This is a genomic window from Pseudomonas sp. HMSC067G02, from assembly GCF_001813485.1.
In the GTDB taxonomy this organism is placed as follows: Bacteria; Pseudomonadota; Gammaproteobacteria; order Pseudomonadales; family Pseudomonadaceae; genus Pseudomonas; species Pseudomonas aeruginosa.
The window spans coordinates 22,449-46,106 of record NZ_KV812687.1; the positions used below are offsets into that span (position 1 = coordinate 22,449).

The 23,658-nt window shown below is 59.2% G+C and carries 26 protein-coding genes; 1 reads left to right on the top strand and 25 read right to left on the bottom strand.

Annotated elements, in window-relative coordinates; genetic code table 11:
- Nucleotides 1–31: 31 nt before the first annotated feature.
- The 15 genes from HMPREF2914_RS17315 to HMPREF2914_RS31735 all read right to left on the bottom strand — a co-directional run bounded on the left by HMPREF2914_RS17315 (nucleotide 32) and on the right by HMPREF2914_RS31735 (nucleotide 11,188).
- A complete protein-coding gene (locus tag HMPREF2914_RS17315) occupies nucleotides 32–394 on the bottom strand; it encodes a hypothetical protein (RefSeq protein WP_003134152.1) in 363 nt (120 codons plus the stop codon).
- 69 nt (nucleotides 395–463) lie between these two features.
- Nucleotides 464–739, bottom strand: coding sequence for a hypothetical protein (locus HMPREF2914_RS17320; RefSeq protein ID WP_003117060.1), 276 nt, complete (start codon nucleotides 737–739; stop codon nucleotides 464–466).
- Entirely contained in the window at nucleotides 736–1,368 is a 633-nt protein-coding gene (locus tag HMPREF2914_RS17325; protein WP_033945024.1) for a DUF3275 family protein, read from the bottom strand. Before HMPREF2914_RS17325 ends, HMPREF2914_RS17320 begins: the two co-directional genes overlap by 4 nt.
- 56 nt (nucleotides 1,369–1,424) lie before the next feature.
- Complete coding sequence (locus HMPREF2914_RS17330; RefSeq protein ID WP_003134150.1) at nucleotides 1,425–1,775, bottom strand: hypothetical protein; 351 nt, start codon at nucleotides 1,773–1,775, stop codon at nucleotides 1,425–1,427.
- 235 nt (nucleotides 1,776–2,010) lie between these two features.
- A complete protein-coding gene (locus HMPREF2914_RS17335; protein WP_004347950.1) occupies nucleotides 2,011–2,718 on the bottom strand; it encodes a DUF5983 family protein in 708 nt (235 codons plus the stop codon).
- 484 nt (nucleotides 2,719–3,202) lie between these two features.
- The gene (locus HMPREF2914_RS31720; protein WP_058199496.1) at nucleotides 3,203–3,400 is read right to left on the bottom strand and encodes a hypothetical protein; all 198 of its coding nucleotides are present in this window, start codon (nucleotides 3,398–3,400) and stop codon (nucleotides 3,203–3,205) included.
- A gap of 74 nt (nucleotides 3,401–3,474) precedes the next feature.
- Nucleotides 3,475–3,633 carry a hypothetical protein gene (locus tag HMPREF2914_RS32665; protein ID WP_003121002.1) on the bottom strand — a complete coding sequence of 53 codons (159 nt, stop codon included), beginning with the start codon at nucleotides 3,631–3,633 and terminating at the stop codon, nucleotides 3,475–3,477.
- Between the two features lie 137 nt (nucleotides 3,634–3,770).
- On the bottom strand, nucleotides 3,771–4,259 hold the full coding sequence (locus HMPREF2914_RS17340; protein WP_023094856.1) for an STY4534 family ICE replication protein: 489 nt from the start codon (nucleotides 4,257–4,259) through the stop codon (nucleotides 3,771–3,773).
- 323 nt (nucleotides 4,260–4,582) lie between these two features.
- Nucleotides 4,583–4,717 carry a hypothetical protein gene (locus tag HMPREF2914_RS33005; RefSeq protein WP_003109366.1) on the bottom strand — a complete coding sequence of 45 codons (135 nt, stop codon included), beginning with the start codon at nucleotides 4,715–4,717 and terminating at the stop codon, nucleotides 4,583–4,585.
- Between the two features lies 1 nt (nucleotide 4,718).
- Nucleotides 4,719–4,898 (bottom strand): hypothetical protein, encoded by a 180-nt coding sequence (locus tag HMPREF2914_RS17345; protein WP_004347955.1) that lies wholly within the window; start codon nucleotides 4,896–4,898, stop codon nucleotides 4,719–4,721.
- A gap of 72 nt (nucleotides 4,899–4,970) precedes the next feature.
- Complete coding sequence (locus tag HMPREF2914_RS17350) at nucleotides 4,971–5,360, bottom strand: hypothetical protein (protein WP_033986425.1); 390 nt, start codon at nucleotides 5,358–5,360, stop codon at nucleotides 4,971–4,973.
- A gap of 393 nt (nucleotides 5,361–5,753) precedes the next feature.
- Entirely contained in the window at nucleotides 5,754–6,581 is an 828-nt protein-coding gene (locus HMPREF2914_RS17360; RefSeq protein WP_023094855.1) for a hypothetical protein, read from the bottom strand.
- On the bottom strand, nucleotides 6,578–7,663 hold the full coding sequence (locus tag HMPREF2914_RS31725) for a ComEC/Rec2 family competence protein (RefSeq protein WP_023094854.1): 1,086 nt from the start codon (nucleotides 7,661–7,663) through the stop codon (nucleotides 6,578–6,580). Before HMPREF2914_RS31725 ends, HMPREF2914_RS17360 begins: the two co-directional genes overlap by 4 nt.
- Nucleotides 7,664–7,748: 85 nt before the next feature.
- Nucleotides 7,749–10,013, bottom strand: coding sequence for a Mov34/MPN/PAD-1 family protein (locus HMPREF2914_RS31730; RefSeq protein ID WP_003134145.1), 2,265 nt, complete (start codon nucleotides 10,011–10,013; stop codon nucleotides 7,749–7,751).
- Entirely contained in the window at nucleotides 10,010–11,188 is a 1,179-nt protein-coding gene (locus HMPREF2914_RS31735) for a ComEC/Rec2 family competence protein (protein ID WP_023094853.1), read from the bottom strand. Before HMPREF2914_RS31735 ends, HMPREF2914_RS31730 begins: the two co-directional genes overlap by 4 nt.
- 126 nt (nucleotides 11,189–11,314) lie before the next feature.
- Here HMPREF2914_RS31735 and HMPREF2914_RS17370 point away from each other — a divergent pair, with 126 nt between their 5' ends.
- Nucleotides 11,315–12,154, top strand: coding sequence for a BrxR family helix-turn-helix transcriptional regulator (locus HMPREF2914_RS17370; protein ID WP_033945026.1), 840 nt, complete (start codon nucleotides 11,315–11,317; stop codon nucleotides 12,152–12,154).
- Between the two features lie 806 nt (nucleotides 12,155–12,960).
- On the opposite strand, the gene pilM is transcribed toward HMPREF2914_RS17370, so the two are convergent.
- From pilM to HMPREF2914_RS17420, 10 genes are read right to left on the bottom strand one after another with little or no spacing between them, the layout of a single operon-like run.
- Nucleotides 12,961–13,398, bottom strand: coding sequence for a type IV pilus biogenesis protein PilM (gene pilM, locus HMPREF2914_RS17375; protein WP_003134129.1), 438 nt, complete (start codon nucleotides 13,396–13,398; stop codon nucleotides 12,961–12,963).
- Between the two features lie 28 nt (nucleotides 13,399–13,426).
- Complete coding sequence (gene pilV, locus HMPREF2914_RS17380; RefSeq protein WP_033945028.1) at nucleotides 13,427–14,755, bottom strand: shufflon system plasmid conjugative transfer pilus tip adhesin PilV; 1,329 nt, start codon at nucleotides 14,753–14,755, stop codon at nucleotides 13,427–13,429.
- A 4-nt stretch (nucleotides 14,756–14,759) separates the two neighbouring features.
- Nucleotides 14,760–15,701, bottom strand: coding sequence for an ATPase, T2SS/T4P/T4SS family (locus tag HMPREF2914_RS17385; RefSeq protein WP_003134125.1), 942 nt, complete (start codon nucleotides 15,699–15,701; stop codon nucleotides 14,760–14,762).
- On the bottom strand, nucleotides 15,698–16,228 hold the full coding sequence (locus tag HMPREF2914_RS17390) for a type 4 pilus major pilin (RefSeq protein ID WP_003099765.1): 531 nt from the start codon (nucleotides 16,226–16,228) through the stop codon (nucleotides 15,698–15,700). The genes HMPREF2914_RS17385 and HMPREF2914_RS17390 overlap by 4 nt, the downstream gene beginning before the upstream one ends.
- A 21-nt stretch (nucleotides 16,229–16,249) precedes the next feature.
- Nucleotides 16,250–17,329, bottom strand: coding sequence for a type II secretion system F family protein (locus tag HMPREF2914_RS17395; RefSeq protein WP_003109360.1), 1,080 nt, complete (start codon nucleotides 17,327–17,329; stop codon nucleotides 16,250–16,252).
- Nucleotides 17,329–18,909, bottom strand: a complete 1,581-nt coding sequence (locus tag HMPREF2914_RS17400; protein ID WP_003134124.1) for a GspE/PulE family protein — start codon at nucleotides 18,907–18,909, stop codon at nucleotides 17,329–17,331. The genes HMPREF2914_RS17395 and HMPREF2914_RS17400 overlap by 1 nt, the downstream gene beginning before the upstream one ends.
- 8 nt (nucleotides 18,910–18,917) lie before the next feature.
- Entirely contained in the window at nucleotides 18,918–19,451 is a 534-nt protein-coding gene (gene pilP / locus HMPREF2914_RS17405; RefSeq protein ID WP_004352829.1) for a type IV pilus biogenesis protein PilP, read from the bottom strand.
- Nucleotides 19,441–20,766 (bottom strand): type 4b pilus protein PilO2, encoded by a 1,326-nt coding sequence (pilO2, locus tag HMPREF2914_RS17410; RefSeq protein ID WP_033945029.1) that lies wholly within the window; start codon nucleotides 20,764–20,766, stop codon nucleotides 19,441–19,443. Before pilO2 ends, pilP begins: the two co-directional genes overlap by 11 nt.
- A gap of 3 nt (nucleotides 20,767–20,769) precedes the next feature.
- On the bottom strand, nucleotides 20,770–22,479 hold the full coding sequence (locus HMPREF2914_RS17415) for a PilN family type IVB pilus formation outer membrane protein (protein ID WP_058162721.1): 1,710 nt from the start codon (nucleotides 22,477–22,479) through the stop codon (nucleotides 20,770–20,772).
- Nucleotides 22,479–23,594, bottom strand: a complete 1,116-nt coding sequence (locus HMPREF2914_RS17420; protein ID WP_033945031.1) for a PFGI-1 class ICE element type IV pilus protein PilL2 — start codon at nucleotides 23,592–23,594, stop codon at nucleotides 22,479–22,481. The genes HMPREF2914_RS17415 and HMPREF2914_RS17420 overlap by 1 nt, the downstream gene beginning before the upstream one ends.
- Between the last annotated feature and the right edge of the window lie 64 nt (nucleotides 23,595–23,658).

The window sequence follows — 23,658 nt, forward strand, 5'->3', positions numbered from 1 at the left end:
GGGAGCCCCTCAAGGGAAGTGGTTGGTGCGGTCAGGCTTGGTGTTCGTGCGTCAGGCGTTCACGCCATTCCTGGTTGATCTCATCGTGAGCCAGGTCCAGGAACTCCAGCGGACAGCCGTAGTAGAACGGGCCGGCGCTTTCTGGAATGGTCTTGTAGCCCCATTGCCCGGCCGAGCAGTCCAGCAAGTGCAGCTCGATCATGGTGATCGAGTGACCGGCCGGCTTGCCGAAATAGAATCCGGCAAGGTGAAAAGTTCGTTTTACGACAGTCCAAAGTTCATTGCCGGAGACTGCGTGTGCCAGCACCTCGGTGCTGCCTGCGAAGGTACTGGTTGGGGCCAGCAGCTCACGCAGCAGGTCTTCCTTCGTCTGATGTGAGAAAAGCCATCCCATAGGTGTGCTCCTGTGGTTGGCCAGGTCTCCCTGACGGGAGAGCCCGGCAGGGGTTGGTAGGGTGTTGCTTCAGCGTGTTGCGCGCTCAAGGCGCTGGAGGAGCCGGTAAGCTGTTTGCCTGGCCTGCCAGTCGCAGTACAACCAGGGCTCGTTGTCGGCCGCATGCTCCGGCGAAGGGGTCTTCACCCGCTCACGCAGTGCGATGATGGCCTGGTCGACGACAGATCGGTCGAACACTGCCGCGCGGAACTGGTCAGCCAGATTGTCTAGTCCGACCTCGCGCAGCGAGGCGCAAACCAGCAACAACTCCTCGCTGAAGCCTGGGGTGTTGTAGATCGATTTCATGCGGCCTCCTTGCGGGTCCACACCTGTTGTTTGAAGTCGAGCTCATAGCCCAGCGCGCCGAGTCGCACGCACTGTTGGCGTAGTCGCTTGCGGTCGACCGTGGTGTCCAGCTTGACGATTTCGCCTAGCGGCCAGACCGTCCCGAACAGTTCTGCATCCGCATCTGTGTCCAGAGGGGCGGCCTGCTTTGCAGAAGCCGGAGGGTCCATACCGAAAGGCGCGTCGTCCCCAGTTGCACTGGGGCGCAGAGGCTTCGGTTTCGGGGGCGACTTCGGCAGTGCCGCCGGTGCGGCAGTGGGTTGCTGTATCGCGGGCACTTCGTCGAGCGGATCCACCTCATTTCCAGAGAGACGCTCTGCCTCCTCGTCGCTGAGGTTGTCCACGTCGTCCAGCGTCATGCTGTCGAGCTTGGCGCGGATCTCGACGACCAGCCGGCCGCCGGTGGTGTAGTACGAGGGACGGATCTCGGTGATGGCGAAATCACCGCGGTACTTGCCTTCGATGTGCTGGTCCAGGAGAGCGTCCTTGATGACGAACTCCCCGATCGAGGTCGAGAGCTTTCCCACGTTGAACTCGCCATTGCGACCATTGATGGTTCGAATGGCCAACTGGCCGGGTATGTTGATCATGGCGTGACCTGCGAAAAGGATGATCCCGCCGAAGCGGGATCGTGGTGAGGGGAGAGCTACTCGGTATCCGGGTCGCCCGGGAGGCTTTCTTCCTGCAGCTCGATGCGCAGGTAGGAAGGCTCATCGGACGGCTCGACTATCGAGAGAACCAGCAGCGCGAGCGCGCGGTCCTGCCCCTCTTCCTCCTTGTGGTACAGGTGGAATTGGATGTGCTTCTCGGTCGGCTGGAGCGAAAGCTCCTGCCAGGCGGTTTGAACGACACTGGCCAGCCGGGTGCCCATCTCGTCGACCCTGGCAGGGTTGGCGAGATAGACCAGGCGCAGCCAGGCCGCGTTGGTGAGAACGATCGGGAGTTTGAGGTAAGCAGCAGTGTGACCTGCGCTGGAGTGGTTGTTGAGAGAGGTCATGAGAGGTCTCCGAATACGCAGGCCTCTCCCGCGGGGATGAGGTCCCCGCGTGGGTGGGTAGGATGCACTCCATCACTTGCGTGATGCGACCGCGCTGCCGAGTGCTGTGGCGGTCTTGGGTGGGTTAGCGCTTGCGCGCCGGAGCCTTAAACCCTGGCTCCTTGGGAGGCGCTGTCAACGACAGCGAGCCAATTCGAATTCGGGGGCTGGCGGGATTTCCCGCCGGCCGGATTGCTCAATCGTCATAAAGCGGCAGGCCCTTGAGCGTGGGCGCGAATGGATCAAGTACCAGGAGCCGAATGTCTGCTTGTCCCGCGAGGTGAAGCAGATCGACCAGGTGTTCGTCGAGGCCGAAGGCAAGCTGTTCTTGTCGAAGAGCGGCTGCGGTCATCTCCAGGATCTCCAGACACTCATCCGTCCAAGGGGTGTTGTGCAAGCGAAAGCCCACGGCACCGTGCTCGTTACACCAGAAGAGCGATACCAACACCGAGGGCAAGCGGATTGGCATCTTGGTCGAGAACCTTTCGTAGAGGCTATTCCACGCGCTGATGGGTAGATGTGTTTTTCTGATCTCCCAGCAGCGGTTATAACCGCCGCCGAACGAAAGGTACCGAACGACACTCTCGGCTTCGGTCAGTGAGTATTGGTCTCCGATAAGCTTTTTTCTGCCGTCCTGCTCACCGTAGATGCTGTAAAGTACGTTTCTCACTATTCCTTGGTGAGGGCATTTTTCAACTCTTTCATCGTCTAACTCTTGGACTACCACGGCGAAATCGTTATTGAAGTAGCACAGCTCGCACTGAAAATATTCGTCTGGGAGGTGCTGCTGGGTTTCATGCAGAGCGCGGTAGCACGGTAGATTGTTGCCTTCGTCAGTAATCTGCAGGTTTCGCTCGATGCGGAAACTCTCATACCCGCGAATAAACGGGTTGAGTTGAGTCATGGGATATCTCCGGTTGCCGGGAAGCCCATGCCCTTGGAGGCTATGGACCTCCAGGTGAGTAAGGGGCGCCGAAGCGCCCAGGTGATGTCGAGTTGTTGCAGTTAACGCGATAGGTGTTCTTCTTTACGCCGAGCCTTCTGGTATCGCTCTACCAGGCCATAGTATTGAAGTACCGGTGATGTGCTTGAGTCGCAACCATGATCACAGTCGGCCTGCGCCAAAGCTTCGATTGCATCTTGAATTACATAAAGCTCGATACTGAGTCCGGCATCGCCAAATTCATCAACCAAGCCTTTGCACTGGATGTACTCGAACCTGCTTTGTGCAGCATGCACTCCGATGTTGAGTAGAGCTGGGAGCCTTTCTGGGTATGTGTTCATGGTGAGTTCCAATTCGTAATCAAATCGGAGAGGTCACCTCCCAACAGGGGTGATGACCCCGTCTGGGTTGAATTAGAAGATGCACATGGGCAAAAGGGTAAAGCTTAATATCCCCGTTGCGTCCAAGTGCCGTTGTCTAATGCCTGTTGGGCAAGTTCGCGTGAGGGGTAATATTCAACCGACTCGCGCGAGGCTGGCCCTTCTTCATCAAGGGTGCCGATATAGAAGCCGGCGTTAGACATAAGAACCTGCAGCGGCAGTTCGAGACGAAGATGGGCAAGTGCCCGCTTTCCGTATTGCATGGTGATTCTCCTTTCGGTAGGAAACACCAGTCCCACAGGGGACTGTGGTCCCCTAAATGGGAAATGTCTGGCGGTTAGGCCAAGGCAGATACCTGGGCATTGTTGCTGGCCAGGAACAGCCAGGCGAAGTTGCAGAACTGACTGCTGAGCAGCAGCTCGTCCTCGACGTCGCTGAGGCTAACCTCCTCAACTTCCGGCAGGGCGGGCAGATCTACGATTTGGATATTGCTCATGATGATCTCCAGATAATGGAGAACACCACGCCCTGGGGGAGATGGTGCCCCCCGGATGGGTATGCGATGAAGAGTGGCGCATAGCGTAGGTAGTGAAAGGCCCTCGGGATGAGGGCCGGTATTCGATCAAGCCGTGCTCAAGCAGCAGCTGGTTCAGCGTGATCAGCGGGGGCTGCGGGCTCACCTTGAGGTTCGCCTTGGCCTTGCTGGGCTTTTTCAGCTTCTTCCTTCGCATCGTAGACGGTGGTGCCATCCACTTTGATCCAGGAGATGAAGAGCAGCCGGCCTTTGAGGCTTGCGTCGGGCTTACCTTGTTTCTCGCCTTTCTGGTGGATGAAGGGATCCGCCCAGATATCGCCGATACGGAAGGAAATCAGAACCTTCTTCTTGGCCTCGACTGCTTCCTTGCAACGGCGGACAAGCTTTTCAGCCTGGGCGCCGACCACTTTGCAGTCGATGTAGGAGTATTCCACGCTGTCTGCCGCGCCATGGAGGGCTGCGACGGTTACGGCGAGGAATGGTTCACCTCGGCGGATCGGTACCTCGCGGATGCGATTGAGGTAGCCGATACCGGTGGTGTGCAGGTCGAAATATTTGGCTTCTTGGGCTTGGGTGTTGTTGCTCATGATGATTCTCCAGTTTCGTAAGCGAAAGCGGAGAAACACCTTGCCCGTCAGGGAAAAGTATTCCCCGCATGGGTCGGTATTGGGAGGTAAAGCAGAGGGAGAGGGCTTCCATCAACCTGTGGGCTGATTGATCGCGCTACCGGAAGCTGGTGCGATCTTGGGTTCGATCTACACGGAAATCCGTGTCGTAGTCTTTCAGATCATGACTACTGGGGGAGGGTTGCCGACAACGTCAGCAGCTCACGATGCAAAGAATGAAAAGGCCTGTTGCAGTTGTCAAGCCCCCGCGAATGAAAAAGCCCCTCATACGGAGGGGCTTGAGGTCAGTGCGGGCGGTGCCGATGATTCAACTTCGTAAGCTTGCGCTTGAGGTTGGGCCAATCGGCCCAGGCCGCCATCGACAAGCACACTACAAGCAAGGCGGTCAGCATGATCACGCCGAAAGTCGTTTGGCTCATCTCAAGATTCCTCCTGAGTCAGGTAGATACCTGTAGACCAGATTACCACACCTACCGACAGCGCAAGGGCAGTCAGGATGCGATGCTCGCCGAGAAAAATGCCGATCAAACCAGCGGCTACCGCCGTGGTTCCAATCTTGCGTAGATCTTCTGCGATTGCGGAAAGTTTTGCGGACCCCATGGTTTTCCTCGATGAATACCGGAAAACCACCCTGCGGGATGGTTTCCCGGCAGGGTTGGTGGGAGGTGTGGATCAGCAGGTCAGCGGATCAACCGGGGCGATCAGTTGATCGAGGGAACCCAGCTTGAGCTCCTTCCTGACTGGCGTTTCAGCTTTGGCGGTCGCCTTGGCCGGCTTGGGTTTGCGTGCGCGCTTGGGCTTTTGCGCCTCGCGCGTATTGGCTAGATACCAGTCATTCAGGTTGACCTTCTTCAGCCGGACGATGGCTGGGATGTCGCTGATGTGTTCTAGCTCGCCAGCGGTCGGGCCGGCCAGGAAGGCAGGATCGATGCGCTGGACGCTCAACGCAACCGGCGCTTGTGCTTGCACTACGACCGGAGGGCGCCTGAGCGCTCTGCGGAACTCACGCACAACACTGCCGAGGGCAAAGCCGATTTCGAAGCTGGTGGATTGCTTGGACATGGTGTTTCTCCTGCAGGTTGAGGGTGCGGAGAAAACACTGGCCCTGGCGGGGAAGTGGATTCCCCGCTGGGTTGCGGAAGGGAGCTTCTATCGACCGAGGCCGACCGACCGCGCTACCAGAAGCTATGCGGTCTTGGGTTGGATCAACACGGTGGACTGTGCTGCAGCATTTCGGATCCGAGCTGCATGGGGCATGTCGCTGACAACGTCAGCGGATCACGCGCTTATCATCGAAGCGGGGGAGGGAGGTGTCAAGCGATAGGACAGCGCTCAACATTGGAGGTGGAGATATGATTAACGAAATACTCCAATAGCTGATGAGACGAACCTAATGCCCAAATGGGTGAGAAGAGTTAAATCGCTCTTACAAAAGTCTACGTGGCGACAGCGTCACTATTTAGATGCCGTCTCTCTTTTGGCAGCTTTTGTAGTTACGCGGAGAGGAAGAGCCTCGCATGCCAAAATGAGACGGCAAGCGTATGAGTATGCAGCTTCATGTACGCGGGACTTTGAAAAGTAGAAGACCCAGATGAGAGCCATGAGTAGAGCCGCTCCAAGCGAGGCAACTTCGCCGGCCCCCAAGAGCGCTTCTGGGGTAGCAGCAGCACTCAGTCTCTGCTCCCAGGAACTGAAGCCTAGCCGAACTACAACCCAGCCCACGACCCCCAAGCTGATCAGAAGGCCGAGCCAACGCACACCAAAACCATTTCTGCGATAGCCGTAGGTCACGTTGGCTCGGAACAGTAAGTCGAACCTTTTCTTATCGCGCGTGGCCTCCCGAAGCCAGTTGCCTGCTGCCGCATAGACGGCATCTGCTGCTGCCGGATCCGCAGCCTCTGCCTCCTTAGTCGGGAATTTCACTTTGATCTTTGACGCTAGGATTTCGTGGTACCGTCCCTTAGATACTGAATCTAAGACACCATCTCGGTGACGTAGGATCTGGATGCTAGGGGCGCCGCCCCATTCCTGCCAGAGAGCTTTCTCCTTTTCCTTACCCTTACTACGCACGATGTCGGCTAGGAGGTACATCAAGCCCGCTCCTCCCGCAAGCGCGAAGATCCCTTTCATATCGAGCAATTGATTGCCGTATAGCGTGATGGCCATGACCACGAGCGGCAAGATACAGAGAAAAGCTGGATATAGGCGTGCTTGGCGCTCATAAGGTTCGAACAAAAGCGCAGCTTTGGATAGCCCTGTGCCTAACCCCTGCAGATTGCTCATTCTTCAACCTCATAATGGAAAGGAACATAGGTCATCACTCCGTAGCCATTTCTTGCAGGCATGTTACGGTGGTGGCGGATGGCAACACCCTTCGTTTGGCCAATCTTGAAGCCGCGGCGAATGAACGCGTTTGTGACCACACGCTTGGGATGAGTTGGTGCTTTTTTCGAAGCTGAGACATAAGCTCTCCGCTGTGGCGAGTGACTCTCTGGCACAGGTTCTCCAACAATCAAATTTAATGCGTCAGTGGACACATTGTGACGGCCTCCGTGATGTGGGATCTGTACGAAATTAACGGCAGACGGAAGATTGATGCCCTGGCCAGTGGCGAACTCAGCTGCAGCCTTGAGTGACTCAACTCCGGCATCACCGGTCAGCAAATAGCCGCGCCCCCCATTGATCCCAAACAAAATGGCGCTACTCTCGTTCTCGGCACTCGTAGTGACGCTATCGGGCAAATATTCAATGTCCCAAGCACCTGCGATGAGTTGAATGGCTTTACGGCCGAAGTCCAAGACTGCCTCCATTGCACTCTCCACCTTTAGCTCAGGGGACTTCTCGAATGCGGGAATAAGGTCGTGAACATATCGCTCCCGAGTGGGTGACAGCACTTGAAAAATTCCAATTCGACTACCCGCGAAAGGCTCAAAGATAGGGATCTTTCTCTGCAGAGCAGCTTCTTCCAAGCGAAAAGCAGCCGTCATTTTGCTTTTCAAGCGTTCAGCTAGGCTGTCGTCAGTAATGCGCCCATCATGGAAGTAGTGGCGAATCTCGCTACTGTACTCCCAAGGGCGATGCATCCACACCTCTCCTACAGAAAGGGTCTCCACTATATGCGTTAACCCTCCAGCATGGTCGTTGTCCGGGTGAGAGTTAACTAGGTAGTCGACGTGGTTGGTGTCAAAGTGCTTCTGGATGTGCTCAACCAATGCGGCACCATACTCTTGAGTACCACCGTCATAAACCAGCACGCGAAACACATCTCCCTCACGCCAACGAATAGCGATTGCGTCTCCGCTGTGCTCTCCGTTGCCTACAGGTAAAAAATCAATCTCTATACCTTCTGCCATTCCTTTGCCCATAAAAACTCTGCCAAAGTTATGAGTTAATCCAAGGCAGCTCACTGCGCGATACGCGCATGGTGCTGCCTACTTTGAAACAACAACTTCAAGCTAGGTGCAGACTGACCTCTTTATCGGCCATAATCAGCATAAGTGCGGGTAGCCCCTCTCCGGACATCAAGTTGGAAAGCGAAGCCAAAAGCTTTTGGTCATCGGTGCTGGCGTTTGCAGAACATCCCTGAGGGTGGGAATGCCACTCCCCCACGTAATCCACCACATTTGCAGTACGTCGATGGACCTCTTTTAGAACTTCTTCTTGACCTTCTCGTCCACGTACAAAGTGGCTCGGACTAGATTGGCTATCAATAGGCGCAGGAGGAGCGTCGACCAAAACAATGGTTTTGCTTTTAAGGTCTGTCACTCCTAATAAAATGCCCCCAGTTTCGCAAGGAAGAGCCCGCTCACGGAGCTGGCAGAGCAAAGCAATCAGACCATCGTCATAGATAATCGACCACCCATTGACCTGTGCCACATGTACAGGTTGAAGCTCAATTTCTGAGGCTGTTACCGAATCAGACCGCTCGTCGATGCTCCACACGCAGGCCCTAGCACAGGGCGCTAGGAGGCTTTGCCTAAGCTGACGAGAAAGGATCCCTGCGTGCAGGTGAACACGCTCGACAGGCAAGCAAACGGAAATATCACGACACCCTCCGCCAACCCACATATCGCCATAATGATTGTCAAGATGGTGCGCCCCCCAGTCCTCCCCAAGAATGGCCCTGTAATACTGCCCCTCTAATGCAGGGGTTCGTATCGCTCTATCGGCATCCTCAAGCAGTAAGACGCACGCCCCACCCGATGGAGTAAGGAACAGGCTGGCTGTTCTCGGCACATTGTCTCGTTGGGCTAGCTCTCTAGGTGCACTAAATGTAGTAGTTACATCAACAAGAAGGCTCGCATTTGCAATCGCCGCCAGAACCACCTCATCCTGATCAACGATGCTTTTCGAGATAGCTACAGGTACATGCTCGTTTGGATAGACGCTTCGTGCCAATGCCTGCACGGAGTCAACCTTGCTGTATCCAAGCTGATCATCGAAGCCAACATGGCGGGCTAGGTTATGGGGTAAAAATTGATCTGGATCGACATATACCCACTCTCCCCATGCTTGCCGAGTCCAAATATCGGCTAGCATACTACCCAGTGCCCCAGCCCCAGCCAGCACGCCTTTGAAGTCTGCTGTTGCTGGATCCAGTGCGGAAATTTTTCGGGCTCTTTCTGCATCTAGTGCAATGCGCACTTCGACCGGAATTAATGCAGTGGAGAGCCAATCGGATGCCGGCATTTCACCCGCCGGTAGACCTATCAATGGCGAATGAAAATATCGCCCGTCTGCGTCAGGATGCGAGATCACTCCGCATGCTTTGGCAAGCTCAAAGAAAGAGCTCATAACCAGGTACCCCAGAGCATCATATCGCTCCACCTGGCCATCTCGGAGTCGCGGAATCCAGACGACGATTAACAGTCCCTCATGCTTCGTCTCCGATAACGCGGAGAGGCCATTGGTAGGGATCCCGTTAACTAAGGTTTCGTATAAATTGATAGCTAGATTGCTCCCCCAAGTACCTAAACGCTCATGCAACTGGCCAAGTGTCTGAGGGAACTCCAGCACCGCGGATGAACCAACCCCATCAACAGCAAGCGATAGCAATCTGTAGCCACGCAACTCCTGTTTGGCAATCTTCGCTGAAGAGGTAGGCGTAACACGGAGTGTTGTCGAACCGCTGAAATCTCCCGCCACCAACTTAATGACGCAGCTACCATTGCGACCGGCAAGCTCTGAAAAGTTGGCAGGGAGCAGTACCTGATAAGGGCTCATATAGAAGAGCTGCTCCAAAGGCTGATCTTCACGATGAAGCTTCAGCGCAGCAGATTCACGCAGCCACCAGAAAAGCCTGGAAAGGAACCGCTCAGCTGTCCATGTGCGCTCCACTGCACTCCACGCAATGTTGTAGAGGCACAATGCACGAGGAGCATCAGGAGGTGTCGGATGCTGGTGAGATAGGGCGGGAAAGTCCTTACGCAGTGGGCGCACGATCACGGGCATGCGGAGGCCATCACTGTGTCCTACTGTGATGGCAAGTCGCTCATTGCGATGGATGCCGCCGGGATTCGCTCGCGGAACAGTTCCATCGCAGGCATCAATGATGATCGCCTCTACAGGGCCCAAATCCTCCCCTGCACGCAGCTCAATTACTTCGATGTAGGGGTTATTCTCGCAAGCCTTCAGCAATGACTGGGCTAGCGGACTCAATGATCGCTCAGCATCTGTCCTGTTGAGAGGACTTCCCCAATCGAAGTACTCGATCATGCTCGGCCTGCTCGAGGTGCAGCTGCGGCAACAGCGCTACCTGCTGCGCTTCCCAATCCAACAATAACCCGAGCCAACGTGCCATCTGATTGCGATTCAAGCTCAAGGGGCTCCGGCCCTTTGAGATCCCCCGTGCACAGAAAACTGCCATCAACCGACTGAAGAATAAACTTGTACTCTCGCTTAGCGCGGATGCAGGGCGGATCGATATCATCGTCAAGAATTTTCTTGCTGCTAGAGACGATGGTTGCCCCCTCACGTGCCTGTCCTAAAGCATTCCGAGCCTCCTGGCAGACCTCCGCTTCCTCGCCATAGGTTGACCAACTGTCGTAAGAGAGCGAGTGCCATGAACAGTGGTGGGGCGTCTGAAGTAGGTCGTATGCCAATACTTCAGGAGTGAGTTCATACTTCTCCCAAAGCCGTTTCCAGATAGCTACCTCCGCATCCCCTCCAGTGAGAAAGCGAGTGGGATTGGCTGCCCATTGATACGGTGAGAGGTGAATATTGAGGATCACACTGGAATGGTTTTTCGACAGTGTCTCCTCCAGCTCTGCGTCATCCTGTTTGGGGTAGGGGGCCAACAGTCGTGCGGTGAAGAGTCCTGCAGTCGACTGGCCATTGATCTGCTCGAAAATTTCTCCAGCTTTCACCAGGATTGGAGTCAGGTCATCGGTTTTACCATTCTCATCCTCTCCCATAATGCGAATTCGATTGCCATCCCCGGCAGACCGATAAGTCCGCCAGTAGGCCACGCGGCGCCTAGCCTCAGTATTGAATGCCTTCGCGTCATCGCAGAGCGTATGACTCTTCGAAGCCCGACGGAAAACCATTGGTGACGACCAGAGCTCACGAATCAAGATTCGCTTCTTTGTCATCTCCAGTTCATCGTCCGGGTAGTCCTCTGGCGCGCCCAGCCAGAAATGATTGCGCAGTCCCGAGCAGTGATCCTTGTCGGGATGGCTCAGAAGAAATGCGTCTACAAACGGGCGGCCATTGCTGTCGTACTGGAGACGCTTTCGCAGCTCGCTTGCCACATCGGGAGTAGGATCTGCTGGGTCGTCGGCAGTCTGGCGTATGTGGATGTCGATCAGCAATGTAGTGACCCGGGTATCAGCCAAGCGCACTAAAGTCATGTCCCCGTTGTCTACAGGAAAGAAGGTTACTTTCGCAGTCATGGATCCTCCCGGGTGTTGGTTGATAGGCCACACTTGAGGAGCTAAGATACGACTAGAAATTATGCTCGTCTAGTTTTTGTGCGAATATTTTTTATATCTATTTTAAATTACAGGAAAATCAAAGGCATGAGTGATATCTCGCCGCGTGCAGGCCGCTGGGGGCAGGAGCGCCGCCTTGAGTTCATCGACTTCAGGTTGCTTTGGGAGGGGCGCCTCAACCGATCTGACCTTACGAAATTTTTTAAAATCTCCATTCCTCAGGCCTCCTTGGATCTGTCGAGATACCAGGAGATTGCTCCTCAGAACATGGTCTACGATCGAACCCAAAAGACCTATGTCGCCACGGAAAATTTCGAGCCAGTTCTGAATAGACCTGATAGCACCCAATATCTAAATGAGTTGCTGTGGAGAAACTCAGGAACGGTAGCACATAGCGATAGCTTCGTCGGTTGGTTCCCGCAGGTGGATACATTGCCGTTCCCCACCCGAAATGCTGACATCAACGTGATGCTTGCCCTACTGCGGGCAATCCAACAGCAAGCAGTGATAGTGATTGGGTACCAGTCAATGGAGCATCCACTCCCAGAGGATCGACAGATATTCCCAAGAGCATTTGCCTTTGATGGATTTCGCTGGCATCTCAGGGCCTTCTGTTTAAAATCTGAGAAACATAAGGATTTTGTCTTAGGGAGAATTTATTCGACAGGCGAAGTTCTTGCTCCGATATCTGATATCCCTGAAGATAATGATTGGAATACATTCGTCACTTTAGTCATCGGTCCGAACCCAGGCTACTCAAAGCCTCGAAGACAAGCTATTGAACGCGACTATAAAATGGTCAATGGTCAGGCCGTTATAAAAACGCGGCGGGCGTTACTTTTCTATCTAAAGAGGCGGCTCAATTTAGGCATGCCCGGGCAGGAGGCGGCAGATAATCAGCAGATTGTTTTGCTCAGGGAAGAGTAAGCCTTCTAGAAATGCTCTCTGAATCGCCCCTGAATTACTTCAGGTGCTCGGCAGCCGCAGACGCAGCAAGGTGCTCGTGTTTTTCTGGTTTCGGGGGGCAGGTTTCGCCAGCAGATCTTATTGAATCTTCCGGCCCTCACAGCAGTCTCTGCTTTTTTGATTACCCAACTCTATGCTGAACCAACGATGGAGATGGAGGAGAGCGGCTGGCAGAAACCCTGTCAAAGGTTTCCCCAGCCGTGTCTGGAAGGGGAGTCAAGTGAGCCACCTGTGGTTGAATCGTCGATCCCTGGGCATTGATCGTCTCGATCCCATCACCCGGCCATTATCGTGGCTTGGCCAGCAAACAGTAGGCACGCATCCGCGTACAAAGGGAGCCCTGCGTATCACCGGCGGGCCACCGGCAGGGAGAAGTATCCCGATGGGTAGCCTGATAGTCCTGGAGCAGGAGCATCAGGCTACCCATGGAGAGGGGAAAAGGAGGGGCCGTAACACCAGTACGACCCTTAAATCGAGGAAACACCGAACCTCTTGAGAACCCTATGTGCCTTTAAACTCGCTCGACACGAGTTGACGGCTGCATGACAAGCAAAAGAACAGGGAGACACAGGGAGAATTCTCAACCAGATCCGCACGCCCCACCCGGTGTTGTAGCGTGCTTACGGTTTGGCGATGAGGCGAACCTGCATCACCAGGGCGCTACTGATGACCGTCAGTAGCCAGCGGGGTGAAATCAAAGTTGATGGCATTATGTGTTCAGAAGGCTGGTTTATCAAGCAGCGCCGGGGTTTACTGGCCTGTGGAGATTACTTGACCGCGACCACCGCGCCCTCGGGGATGGGCGCAGGGAGCGCAATGGCAGTGGCTCCGAGGCGGCGCGTGACTAACTGGCCGTTGCGCCTGACGCCAACCAGGTCGGATTCCGTACCAGCATCCACGGCCGCCGCCAGCCCCGCCGGCGGCGAGGCGATGAAGGCGTAGCTGGTGCCGGCGGCGATGTAGCCCTGAAGCCGCGCAGGCTTGTGGAACCAGGCCGGTAAACCAAGAGCGGAGTCCGCCGGCAAACCGGTGAAACCGGGGTTGGCGTGTGCGTACTCCGCCAGACTGGAGCGGTAGAGCAGCAAGCTCCTAGCCAGGGTGTCGACCTCGGCCAGTTCGGCGCTCGAGGTCGCGTGGTCGCTTTGTACACTCAGCCAGGTACCGGTGATGAGCGCGAGCACCAGGACGATCCACATCAGCGGCATACGGTAGTCCTTGAGTCGTGGCGACCTGCTAGTTCACGCAGGTAACGGTCACGTTGGTCGAGTCGGGGGTCTTGTAGGGTTCCGGGTAGTTGAAGCCTGGGCCGATCTCAGTGATTAGCCCGAACGAGTAGTTGGTGCCAAATGTCTGGTTGAAGCCCACTGCGCAGAATCGGCCGCCGCAGGTGATCGCGTAGCGGACGTAGTCGTAGTTCACCATGGCGCTATCCTGACCATGCAACGTACACCAGTCCTTGATCACGCCGGCCGTGGTGTTCAGGCGCATGGAGGCAGCGGTTCGTCCCCATTTCCCGTTCTGGCAGGACAGCCAGAGTCCGCTGCTGGTGATGCCTGCCAGCCCGTTCGGCGAGCAGTTGGCTCCTTCAGTGGCCACGCCTTTGAGCTGTAGGTACTCGCCGACTTCCGTCCGGCCCTCGGCGGTGAGTTTGCCCGCTTTCATCTCGCCGCCGGTGTAGACGTTCTTGTTCATCCAGGAGCGCACCCAGGTGCTGTCGCTCATGTACCAGCCGCCGCCCCATTTCTCGTTGTACCAGCCCGTGTCACCACGGGTCCGGAACCAGCCTCCGGTGTACGTCTCGCCGGCGACGTCAGCAGTACCGGCTTTCACCGTGCCAGTGGCTGTCACGTTGCGCGCGCTGATGTCCGCGCTGGTGGTGATGTTGCCGCTGGCCGTGATCGCCCCGGCCGCGGCGATATTGTTGCCTCCCAGGTCCAGCGTGGTATTCATCCGGTTGAGTTCAGGATGACCCGGGACGGCATTGCGGTAGAGGTACTCGTTGGCGATGGCGCCGTCCTGGAAGAACAGCGCCGTCGCCAGATGTCCAGCGCCGGGAGCGCTATCGAAATTGCTTAAGGCCACCTGCCAGGCGGCGCCCTGGGCGATACTGGTGTTGGTTTTCGAGATGTATCCCCCGGTGGCTCCCATGAGTTGCGCGATCCGGCGGATCGAGAGTTCGGAAGCTACCTGACCACCCGTGGTCACGATCAGCGTTTCGAGCTGGCTTGCCGCCGGCTTGCGGGCCAGGACCTGGTATTGCTGGCCGTAGATGTTGGTGTCGCGGAAGCCTGCGGGCAGGTAACGGGTGTTGCGCAGCATCGGGACGGTGATCACCGCCGGGGCCGTGGCGCCGGCGCTGGCCAGAACCGTGCTGAAGTTGTCCTTCAGGTACTTCTCCGCTGCCTTGGCCACCTGCTGTTGCTGCTGGGCCGCGTGCTGCTCGTCCAGGCCGTCCAGGTAGCTCATCAGGACCGATATGCCGCCGGCGGTCGCGATGGCGATCACGACCAGGGCGATCAGCAGTTCGATCGAAATGAATCCACTGCTGCGCTTACTCCTCATGGTGTTATCTCCACAGGCTTTGCCGGGACTGGCGAGCTTGGTCGTCCTGCAGCAGATGAGCCTCCTTTCGGCGGATCTTGTCGCGCATGGACGGGCCGTCGTCGCCGGTGAACAGCAGTGGCTCGGCGGTCAGGCGGCGCGAGGAGCCATCGCTCTCCAGCGCTTGGCAGATCACAGCTTGGATGCCCTCGGCAACCACGTCGTAGGCGTTTCTCGCCAGTGGCTGGGCGAGCGTCACCAAGCGCTCGATCGCCTGATGACAGCTTTTCGCGTGAATGGTGGCGATCACCAAGCTGCCGGTCAGAGAGGCCTTGCAGGCCTGGTAGGCGGTGTCCTCGTCGCGGATCTCGCCAATCAGCACCAGGTCGGCACCGGCCCGCAGCGTGCGCAGCAGGGCCTCGCTGTATCCGCCTGAGCGCCGTGAGGTTCTGACCTGGATGCAGCGGCCGAGCCCATGCTGACCGCTGAGGTTGGTTTCCTGCGGGTCCTCGACGGCGCAGCCCACCCCGCCCAACTCCTGCAGGCGGGCCAGGAGCAGAGAGGCGGCGGAGCTGGTCTTGCCGGTCGCCATCTCGCCGCAGAACAGGACCAGGCCCTGCAACTGCGGATCCATCAGTGCGGAAACCACTTCGCTCGGATAGCCGATCTCTTGGAACTCCCGCAATTGGGCGCTCGACCGGCGCAGCACGAAGACGCTGCCACTGAAAGCGTCCTCGAGGAGGGTGACGCGAAGCAGAACGCCGTCGACGACGATGGCGAACTCAGGATCCTGCAGCTCCTCCAGCGTTTGCCTGCAGATCTGGAGCAGTTCCTGGGCGTGCGACTCCCACTCGCGAGGCACTTCGACTCGGCGCGCGCCGGCGCCGGCCAGGCCTTTCACGTCGGCGAAGCCTTCACCGAGGTAGAGGTCGACGAACTGAGCCTGGATGATCGGGTTCACACTCACGAACTATAGGTCCAGGTAATGCTGTTGCTGTCGCTGCTGCAGGCCTGGGTCGCGGCTGCGGTGGTCACTTCTCCGGTGATCGCGGATCCGCTGTTGATCTTGGTCTGCTCGAAGGTGTTCTTCGCGATCTTGGTGGCCAGCGTGATACAGGCGTCCTGGGGCAACTTGCTGGTGGTGATCGAGAAGCCCATGCCGGTGGACGAGACAGTGACCGATCCGCCGTAGACGTTGTAGACGACGCCGGAGGAGACACTCATGTTCTTCGGCACGCCGTTGATTGCGATCAGGCTCGGGATCAGGTTGGTACCGCTGGAGCCGTAGCCCGAAGAGGTCTTCAGGGCCCGCGCGTTGGCCGCGATAACGCTGATGTTGCGCTGTTCCTCGTTGGCGTTGGACGAACTGAACATCCCAGCCGCTGCGGCCAGGCCCAGGCCGACCCCGATGGCGATGATGATCAGCACGATGATCATCTCGATGGAAACGAAACCGCCCTGCGTCGGACGGGAAGTGCGTTGCGTAGTGCTCATGGAGCGCTCCTTGGTGAGGTTTCAGTGGTTCATGGATTGGATGAGCTGCTGTGCCTGGTAGGCGCCGAGCAGGACCAGGATCATCAGCGCGCCGATGAAGATCAGGGCGAAGTTCTTCACCAGCCCGGCGGCCAGCTCGATCTGCTTGAGGCTGGTCTCCTGCCAGCGGCGGCTGAACTTGACCAGCGCCTCGGAGAAGCCTCCCCGGTTGGCGAGGATGCACAGGTACTGGATGGCCTGCCGGTCGGGGAAATCGTGACCGGCGCTGCGAAGGGCAACACCCAAGTTCTGGCCCAGGCCCACGCCGTAGCGGGCAGCTTCCAAGCGCTGCTTCAGCCAGGGCGGGGAGATCTTGATCATGCTGGCCAGGCTGTCGTAGGGGCGTATGCCGGCGTTGAGCATGACCGCCATGTTCAGCAGGAAGGTGGTGCCCTGGAGCATGCGGTAGATGGACCAGGGCGGCAGCGTCCGGTCCAGCCAGACCCGGCCTTTCCAGCGGTAGGTCGGCAACGTGACGATGACCACCACCGTGAGGGTGATGACGGCGACCAGAACGTAGATACCAGGTCCTGTGACGAAGCTGGCAATGGCGTTGAGCGTGGCGAGCGGGCCGGTCCAGGTGACTGGGTCGGAGAGCCTGGCCAGGCTGGGGACCATGCGATAGGCCACGATGCACAGCAGGAACACCATCATGGCGGACAGCGCCGAGGGGTAGAGCAGCGCCTGCCAGATGGTGGCGCGGATCCTGGCCTGGGCCTCGACCAGGGAGACGGCATCGCCCATGGCCTGAACTAGGTTGCCGCTCATCTCGCCGGCCTCGATCAGCGCTCGCTCCTGGGCGGGGAGATAGAGCGCCATGGCGGTGGCCAGACGCTTGCCGTTGGACAGCCCCATCAGCGCTTCGCGACTGGCGATGGCCACCGGATGAAACGGATGCTGCCCCTCATGAGCGAATATCTTGTGCACCTCTGCCACAGCATCCTTCAACGGGACCCCGTTTTCGAGCAGGGTGGACATGCTTTCGTAGAACTGCAGGCGTTCCTTGCGGCCGAACTGTTTGCTGTAGAAGGCGAACTGCAACTGCTCCCAGAAGCCCCCCATCAGCACGCCTCCTGCGAGTAGAAGCTGTCGTCGAGCAGATGCTCATCGAAGTCGAGTGGCCCAATGAAATCCTCGACCATCTGCGGGTCGAACATGCCCTCGTTGATGCGGCGGATGGCGTGGGCGTGCTTGGTGATGCCCTGCATGGTCTTGACCCAGTAGTTGCGTGCCTCGGCTGGGCCGCCTTTGGCGAACACACGCATGAAGGCGAGGGTGGGCAGCACCACCTCGGCGACGATCGAGCGGCCGTTGACCCCGGAGCCACGGCAGGCCTGGCAGCCAGGCCCCTTGACGTGAACCTGGGAAACATCGGTCAAGCGTCGAACCCGTTCGACCAAGTCGGGCGCGAGTTGGTCTTGGTGGTCTTGGAAGCGCACTTTGCAGTGGGGGCAGAGCTTGGGCAGCAGGCTCTGGTTGATCAGGCCGGTTAGCAGGGCAGGATCAAACAGCAGTCCGGGGTCGACGCCCAGGTCTTTCAGCCGCTGGACAATGCCGATCGCGCTGTTGGTGTGCAGGGTCGACCACAGGCCGTGCCCGGTCATCGAACCACGGAACGCGGCGACAGCGGCGAAGAGATCGCGTACCTCGCCGATCATCATGTAGTCCGGATCCAGGCGCATGCCGTTGGCGATGCCCGCGGCCCAGGCCTGGCGTTCTGCGTCTGGGTCGGTGGCGTCGTAGACCAGTGGAGTCTGGTTGATGCCTTCGCCGCGAATGCGGTATTCCGGCGGATCCTCGATGGTCAGGATGTGCTTGGATCCGCCATGCAGCTTGTCGAGGCCTTCCATTGTGACCTTCAAGGTCATCGACTTCCCTGACCCGGTGGGGCCGGACAGGATGTTGATGCCGTAGGGCATACGCATCATGCGATCGAACAGTGCGTTCTGCTCGGGCAGGTAGCCGAGCTGCTCCAGGCTGTCGAGGCCGGTGTCGTCGTAGAGCAGTCGCAGGATCATCAGGAACCCCCCGGCACGCGGGCGGGTGGCGATCCGGGCACTGAACAGGTTGAGCTTCTCGACGAAGGTCTGGCTCATCCGCGCGTCCTGGTCCAGTTGCGGCTTGAACAGTGGCTCGGCCACGTCGCACATGGATTGGTAGATGGTTGCACAGAGTTCGTGCAGCTCCTGGCTGCGGAACTGCTCGACGGTCTTCAGCAGGCCGTCGACGCGGAAACGGATCTTGCTGCCGGTGCCGGCGGGACTCACGACGAAATGCACGTCACTGGCGCGCAGCTCAGTGGCCTTACGAATGATCTTGACCACGCGCTCCTGCATCTGGGTGGCGCGCTGGCCATCGCTATCGACCAGACCGTCCATGGCGACGGCGCGGTAAAGCTGGTGAATGGTCTGCAGGTCGGTGAGGTTGAGCTGGTATCGGAAGCCACGGCGATCGAGACGGTCGATGAACGACAGAACGTGTATGTCGTTCTGGTGGCTCTCCGATAGATAGAGCGTGCCGTCGGCGGCCAGGGCCATGATTTCCTGCAGGTGCTTCGATACCTCCCATTCACCACCGTCGGCGGTGAGCAGTTGGGTCACCATGGAGGGTTGCGCAAGCGCGGCAATCTGAAGGTTCGTCATGGCGGTGCCTACTGGATGAACGGCTGCGGTACAGCCCCGGGTAGCGCCGGCGGAACCGAGGCGCCTTGGGCCGAAGAGGAGGCTTGGGTGGGGGCAACGCTGGAGAAGCCCACGGGCACGCGGTTGCCGTCCTTGTCGGTGAGCACGACCTGGTCCAGCGAGATTGACTCGACGCGGTAGTTGCCCGGCAGCTCCGCGCCGCTGGCGGCGTCAACCTCGTACCCGCCCGGGAACAAGAACGTGGCAGTCATCTTGCCGCCGGCGCCGTAGATGGTCCGCACCACTGGCGGAACCGGCTGCGTGATCGTCGGCGGCGCCGCCGGCACCGGCATGGCGAACGTCTGCCCCTGGGCGCTGACGACCTGCCCGGTTTCGCCTTTGCCTTCCAATTGCCGCTGCGCCGTGGCCAGGCGCACCTTGGCCTCGGTGAGGATGGCCTGGGCCTGGATCTCCGCAAGTTCGCCAACGGTGCCAGCGCAGGCCTGGCCGGACGCGAGGAGGAAGAGCACGGCCACGGCCATGCCGATCGGCTCAGTTCGCATAGATTTCTCCTGTGACAGTCCAGTCCAACCGGCTGTCCTTGAGCGTGGTTTCGAGGTTGGTGATGCGGACACCGGCAGCGTTCAGCCCCTGGAAGGTCAGGTCTGCCGGGAGCCGGGTCTGGGCGCTGAAGGTGAATTTTTTCCAGGAAGGCAACACAACTTGCTGTTCAGTCGCAGCTTCCGCGCCAGGGAGGGGCGGAGTTGTTTCCTGGCTGATCGACAGCTTGGGCTCGACCCCTTGACGGTACAGGTGGCTGGTCAGCGCCTGCAGAACGTCGTCCGCCGGCAGTAGCGGCTCATCACTGCCGATGGCGACCTTCAGATCGACCTTCAGGGCCGCGGTGTTGCCGTTGTCGATGACGAAGGCGGGGCGGTCGGCGAACAGGTGCTGGCTGGCCGCTGTCAGGTCGGCTGCCGTGCTGTTGCCGGTACGGTGGTAGGTGGCGACCAGGACCCTGCCGTCGCACTTGCTGGATTCGAAGAGCCAGCCCTGGATCGACAGCGACAGTACCCCCGTTGCCTTGCTACAGGCGCGTAGCATGTCCTCGAGGTCAGGCATGAGCGTCCAGGGCTTCTGCAATGACGCCAGGTCCAGCGGCTGCTTGGCCTGGGCGTTCTTCTCGGCCAGCTCGGCGAGGCGCCTCTGCTCCTCGAGGAGCGCGGCTTGCCTGGCGAGCTCTTCTTGGTGGGCATTCCATAGGTAGTAGGCGGTTAGCGACCCGCCTACCACGCAACCGAGCAGGGCCACTGCCGTCCACTCCCTGGCGGACAAGCCGAAGGTGAGTTGCCGGAGGCGGTAGTCGCGCCGCAGGCGCTTCGGCGCGAGCAATTCCTCGATGTCGAAGTCCTTGACGGGGAAATCGAACCCTTCGGGAACGAAGACCTGTGCGTTTCGCAGCACGCCGCGCGTAGAGAGCTTCCTGACCCGGTCCCGGGCCTCGTCGAGGGTGGTGACCAAATCCTGCCCGGGGACAATCGCGCCATCGAGCGTGGCGACCAGCGCGTAGCGGTCCTCGTCGACTTTCCAGCAGGCCAGGAAGTCGCCGTCGAACTGGCCTGAAAGCGCCGAGGCCAGGGAGTACATGCCCTCGACTGCGCCTTGCGACTTCGAAACGAAGCCGGCCTGGATCACCGTCGGCGAATGGCGGATGGCAACGATGTCCAGATGCTCTTCCTTGCCCAGCTTGCGCGCTTCCTTCATGTACTGCCGCTGGCTGGACAGCGGCCGCCAGAACAGGCCGCTGACGAACTTGTTGCCGTGGTAGCTCAGGATCGAGACGTCTGGTCCACGGCTGCCGAGGTCAAGCTTCTCCATGGTTCAGCCCAGCACGACGGGGGTGATCAGCACCACGATGACCTCGCGCTTGGTATTGCGGGTCAACCCGCCGCCAAGCCCGAAGAACCCAGCGTCGCCGGTGCCGACCTTGTTGGTGTCCTCGGTGGTCTGGTCGAAGCCGGAGAGTACCAAGGTCTCGCCACTGCGCAGGCGTACCTTCTGGTCGAACAGTTGTATGTCGTAGCTCGGGAACTGGGCTTTGGAGTCCCCGCTGGTCTGCATTTCGAACGTCGGCCGGGAGGTCATGTTGATGTTGATCTTCAGCAGCATCTCGCCGCTTTCCATCACGAACGGCAGCAGGCTCATGTTGTAGCCGCTGGTCACGGCGCCCGGGATCAGCGAGGTGGTACTGCCGACCTGGGCGACGTTGGAGATCTGGCTGGAGGCCAGGTAGCTGTCGTAGCGGCCGATCTGGATCGGCGCCGACTGGAGGTTGAGCGTGGTCACGGACGGGGAGCGGACGGTCGAGACGCGGCCCTGCTGGGCCAGCGCCTGGACCATGGCCTTGGATCCTGCCCAGGCGCTGTTGGCGGTATCCAGGATGCTCACGGAGCCGGAGATCGCACTTTGGTCGATGCCCGGCATGGTGTTCTTCAGGCCGATGCCCCACTTGTTGTTGAGCGACTTGTAGACCAGGTTCCAGTCGATCCCCAGTTGATCCTTGTCGGTGAGGGCGACCGAGAGCACGTTGACGTTCAGCAGCACCTGCTTGGTGATGCTCTCGTTCTCCCGGTTGACCAGATGCTGGACACGGTTGAGGACCTCTGGACGGTCGGTGACGGTCAGGGTGCCCGTGGCACGCGACAGCGACATGCGTCCCATGCTCGGCGTCAGCATCGAGTTGATGCTGTTCTCGATGTCGCTGAGGATCGATGTCTTCAGCTCCGAGCTGGTGGTCTGCTTGCTGCCGGAGTCGCCGCTGATGCCGGAGCTGCCATTCTGTCCGGTGGATCCGGAGCCGTCCCCGCTGATGCCGGCGGCCGTCGTCATACCGGAACGCACGGTGGAGTCCACCGTGTTGACGTCGTCAAAGGCGTAGATGCGGAAGGTCCGAGTGTCCAGGTAGTAGAACTCGACCCGTTTCTCGGTTGGGTTGTAGCGCCAGGACACGCCAGCGCGGGCGGCGATGAGATCGAGGAACCCGCTGACTTTGCCGTTCCATTTGATGTTGTACAGAGACCGCGGGCCGTAGGACCCGAAGCTCGACCCCATGCTGCCGCCGGCACCGAGCGACATGCCGTTGGCGACGGAGGCAGGAAACAGCATGGTGGCCATGTCCTGGCCGCCTTGGATGGGCGGCGGGGCGTTGCTCGCGCGCTGCTGAGGTTGTAGGGCGAAGGCGGCCGGGTTCAGCGCGTCGGGCGTGATACTGACCGCCATGTGGCATTGGTTGATGACTTCCTGGGCGGCCTCCTGCAGCGACGCTGCGCCTGAAGGGCGCCACGTTACGATGCAGTCACTGGACAAGGTGTGCGAAACGCTCAGGGGTTTCGTGCTGACCCAGGGTTTGTCGGAGAACACCACCGTATCGCGCCGATCCGGTCGGGTGTTGCGCATCTGCGCTGCGATCGTAGACGCGGAATCTGCCGTAGCTTCGACACGATCCGCCGACTCGTTCACCCGCGTGACCGAGCAACTGGCCAGCGCGGGGATCAGGAGGCAAGCCAAGAGGTTCTTCAGGGGGGCACGCATCAGTTCTTGCGCTCCTTGATGATGATCAGGGACTGCGGGCGGCTGGCGTTCACCAGGAAGGGCCGTTCGGCAGCGTCATACAGTGGGAACAGCTCGGATACCGCGTCCTCGAAGGAGCCGTGGAAGGTCAGGGGAGCCTCGATCGGATAGTTGAGATCCTGCGGCTCCCAGCGGACGGTCCAGCGTGCGCGCTTTGCCCAAGCTTCCAAGGTGTCGCGCAGGGTTGATCCCGTCTCGGCTGACCAGGCCTGTGCCAGCGGCCGGCTCGGTTCCGCCGGCGTGAGCACCTTGACCGGTGGGGCGGAAGCCACGGTGGCCGGAGTGGGCGGCGTGGACTTCACGGCGGAAGCCGGGGGCTCGATCGGTGCCGAAGCCGCGGGAGGAGGAGAAGAGGGGTGGCCATCCTTGGCCGGTGCGGCTGGGGGGAGCACAGTGGTGGATTCAGGCTTCTTGGCCGGAGCGGGGCTGGTTGTGATCGGCACCGAGGCGACCACGATGGGCGACTCCAGCGTGCTGACTTTCTCCGTGGAGGAGGGTTGCGCTACCGCCGGCGGAGTTGGGGCAGCGGGCTTCGCATACAGTTGCTGGACCGGTATCGGCCTCGGCGCCGGGGGAAGTTGATAGCCCGGGCGCAGCACGAAGCAGACCTGCCGCGCGACCTCGTCGACCTTAACCTGCCAGGCTGGGCCGGAGAGGACCTGGAGGGTGTTGCGCAGGGTCATCGGGCCAAGCTTGTACTGAGCTGCCGGCAGCGGCCGGGTGTAGAGGATGTTCACATGACCGGCGTCTGCCGGGCATAGCGAGTAACCCGAGCGGCTCATCACGTACTGCATGGCGTCCTTGACGCTCGGGTTCATGCTCGACGGGATGGTTACGTCGATGATCTGGGCCATCAGGTCGCGTTGACCGGCATCAGGCTGGGTGCTGACCAGGGTGTAGCGCCCGTAGCGCACGACGGGCTCTTTCTCCGGCTGCACGCCGTTTGGATACAGGTCCGGGGAGAGCAGGTCTGGATTGCGGCTGCTGTCGAAGGCTGGCCTGGCCGGCTCAGCCTTGTGGGTCGTGCAGCTGGCGAGCAGCAGGCACAGCGTGAGAGTGGTCAACTGCCTGGTCATTGAGGCCCCCTTTGATGATGGGGCACACAGTGGCAGGCCATCCGCCATGCTTCAGCAGGAAATA

Excerpts from the sequence above, each read along its gene's own strand:
- HMPREF2914_RS17315 (WP_003134152.1), bottom strand. The coding sequence starts at position 394 with ATGGGATGGCTTTTCTCACATCAGACGAAGGAAGACCTGCTGCGTGAG.
- HMPREF2914_RS17320 (WP_003117060.1), bottom strand. The coding sequence starts at position 739 with ATGAAATCGATCTACAACACCCCAGGCTTCAGCGAGGAGTTGTTGCTG.
- HMPREF2914_RS17325 (WP_033945024.1), bottom strand. The coding sequence starts at position 1,368 with ATGATCAACATACCCGGCCAGTTGGCCATTCGAACCATCAATGGTCGC.
- HMPREF2914_RS17330 (WP_003134150.1), bottom strand. The coding sequence starts at position 1,775 with ATGACCTCTCTCAACAACCACTCCAGCGCAGGTCACACTGCTGCTTAC.
- HMPREF2914_RS17335 (WP_004347950.1), bottom strand. The coding sequence starts at position 2,718 with ATGACTCAACTCAACCCGTTTATTCGCGGGTATGAGAGTTTCCGCATC.
- HMPREF2914_RS31720 (WP_058199496.1), bottom strand. The coding sequence starts at position 3,400 with ATGCAATACGGAAAGCGGGCACTTGCCCATCTTCGTCTCGAACTGCCG.
- HMPREF2914_RS32665 (WP_003121002.1), bottom strand. The coding sequence starts at position 3,633 with ATGAGCAATATCCAAATCGTAGATCTGCCCGCCCTGCCGGAAGTTGAG.
- HMPREF2914_RS17340 (WP_023094856.1), bottom strand. The coding sequence starts at position 4,259 with ATGAGCAACAACACCCAAGCCCAAGAAGCCAAATATTTCGACCTGCAC.
- HMPREF2914_RS33005 (WP_003109366.1), bottom strand. The coding sequence starts at position 4,717 with ATGAGCCAAACGACTTTCGGCGTGATCATGCTGACCGCCTTGCTTGTA.
- HMPREF2914_RS17345 (WP_004347955.1), bottom strand. The coding sequence starts at position 4,898 with ATGGGGTCCGCAAAACTTTCCGCAATCGCAGAAGATCTACGCAAGATT.
- HMPREF2914_RS17350 (WP_033986425.1), bottom strand. The coding sequence starts at position 5,360 with ATGTCCAAGCAATCCACCAGCTTCGAAATCGGCTTTGCCCTCGGCAGT.
- HMPREF2914_RS17360 (WP_023094855.1), bottom strand. The coding sequence starts at position 6,581 with ATGAGCAATCTGCAGGGGTTAGGCACAGGGCTATCCAAAGCTGCGCTT.
- HMPREF2914_RS31725 (WP_023094854.1), bottom strand. The coding sequence starts at position 7,663 with ATGGGCAAAGGAATGGCAGAAGGTATAGAGATTGATTTTTTACCTGTA.
- HMPREF2914_RS31730 (WP_003134145.1), bottom strand. The coding sequence starts at position 10,013 with ATGATCGAGTACTTCGATTGGGGAAGTCCTCTCAACAGGACAGATGCT.
- HMPREF2914_RS31735 (WP_023094853.1), bottom strand. The coding sequence starts at position 11,188 with ATGACTGCGAAAGTAACCTTCTTTCCTGTAGACAACGGGGACATGACT.
- HMPREF2914_RS17370 (WP_033945026.1), top strand. The coding sequence starts at position 11,315 with ATGAGTGATATCTCGCCGCGTGCAGGCCGCTGGGGGCAGGAGCGCCGC.
- pilM (WP_003134129.1), bottom strand. The coding sequence starts at position 13,398 with ATGCCGCTGATGTGGATCGTCCTGGTGCTCGCGCTCATCACCGGTACC.
- pilV (WP_033945028.1), bottom strand. The coding sequence starts at position 14,755 with ATGAGGAGTAAGCGCAGCAGTGGATTCATTTCGATCGAACTGCTGATC.
- HMPREF2914_RS17390 (WP_003099765.1), bottom strand. The coding sequence starts at position 16,228 with ATGAGCACTACGCAACGCACTTCCCGTCCGACGCAGGGCGGTTTCGTT.
- HMPREF2914_RS17395 (WP_003109360.1), bottom strand. The coding sequence starts at position 17,329 with ATGGGGGGCTTCTGGGAGCAGTTGCAGTTCGCCTTCTACAGCAAACAG.
- HMPREF2914_RS17400 (WP_003134124.1), bottom strand. The coding sequence starts at position 18,909 with ATGACGAACCTTCAGATTGCCGCGCTTGCGCAACCCTCCATGGTGACC.
- pilP (WP_004352829.1), bottom strand. The coding sequence starts at position 19,451 with ATGCGAACTGAGCCGATCGGCATGGCCGTGGCCGTGCTCTTCCTCCTC.
- pilO2 (WP_033945029.1), bottom strand. The coding sequence starts at position 20,766 with ATGGAGAAGCTTGACCTCGGCAGCCGTGGACCAGACGTCTCGATCCTG.
- HMPREF2914_RS17415 (WP_058162721.1), bottom strand. The coding sequence starts at position 22,479 with ATGCGTGCCCCCCTGAAGAACCTCTTGGCTTGCCTCCTGATCCCCGCG.
- HMPREF2914_RS17420 (WP_033945031.1), bottom strand. The coding sequence starts at position 23,594 with ATGACCAGGCAGTTGACCACTCTCACGCTGTGCCTGCTGCTCGCCAGC.